At 71.9% G+C, this 1,283-nt stretch carries 1 protein-coding gene; it reads right to left on the reverse strand.

The features are described 5' to 3' along the window. Positions 1-108: 108 nt before the first annotated feature. Positions 109-1,283: carboxyltransferase domain-containing protein (locus G6027_RS16540; RefSeq protein WP_182638103.1), on the reverse strand; the 1,175-nt coding region annotated here is incomplete at its 5' end.

Here is a 1,283-nt window from a genome sequence, read left to right on the forward strand (position 1 = left end):
GGACCTGGAGAAACACCTCCGGGCGGTCCGCCGCGGCGAGCCGCGCGAGCACATCGTCGACCCTCGCCGCCGCGGCGTCCCGCACCCCGGCTGGACTAACGGTGCCGCTCATGCGCTCAGCTCCCCACTGGCGGCCCAACGCGAGAACTCCTCGGCGCGGGCATGTTCCATGCGGCGTCGGGCGGAGGCGATCGACTCGGCCTCCCGCTCGCAGAACGCGTTGTGCTCGGCCAGGGAGAACGTGTCGTCGGTGATGTCGACGATCCCCCGTCCAGCGGCGGTGTCGGCCCGGAGGTCGGCCAGCTCCTCGGAGGTGACGGGGTCCCAAGAGATGCGGTCGAAGTGCCGCAGCAGCCACGGGTGTTCAGCGTCGAAACCCGGTGCAGGTTCCGGGTGCCGGTGGTTCCACACCTGGGTGGTGCGGCCCACGAACTGGTAGCCACCCGGCCCCTCCATCCCGTAGATGCACAGGTAGGCGCCGCCGATCCCGACCGAGTTCTCCGCAGTCCACGTCCGGGCGGGGTTGTACTTGGTCGTCACCAGGCGGTGGCGCGGGTCCAGCGGCGTGGCCACCGGTGCCCCGAGGTAGACGTCCCCGAGTCCCAGCACCATGTACTCGGCGTCGAAGACGGTGCGGTAGACGTCGTCAGCGGTCTCCAGGCCGTTCATCCGGCGGATGAACTCGATGTTCCACGGACACCACGGGGCGTCGTCGCGCACGCCGTACATGTACCTCTCGATGGCCTCCTTGGTGGCGGGGTCGTCCCAGCTCAGCGGGAGCCGGACGCGTCGACTCGGCACCACCAGGGACTCGGCCGCGGGCATGGCGGTCTCGGCCTCGCGCAGGGCGGCCAGGGTGGCACCGACGGTGCTGCGGCCGGGCGTGATCTTGACCTGCAGCGATCGGATCCCGGGCGTGAGGTCCTGCTGGCCGGGGACGGGGTTCGACTGCAGGTGCAGGTAGAGGGCGTGGGCGCGGGCGCGCAGTTCGAGATCGAGCTCCATGCGGCCGTACTCGACCAGGACGTTGTCGTCACCGCCCCGGCGGTAGGTCACCTCGGTGACGCCGTCGGCGGTGTGTCCGCGGCCCAGCACGCCGTCGTCGCGATCACCGCCGTCGCCGAGGACGAACGGGCGGCCGGCCCCCCTCGCCCCCGAGATCCCGGCGCGGTCACCGGCCGCGTCGACCCGGACGCGGACGAACCGCACGGTGTCCCCGGGCGCGAGCTGCCCGAGTTTCCACCGGTCGCCACTGACCACCGTGACGGGGCAGACGAAGCCCC

It is taken from the genome of Dietzia sp. SLG310A2-38A2 (assembly GCF_014145095.1).
GTDB lineage: Bacteria > Actinomycetota > Actinomycetes > Mycobacteriales > Mycobacteriaceae > Dietzia.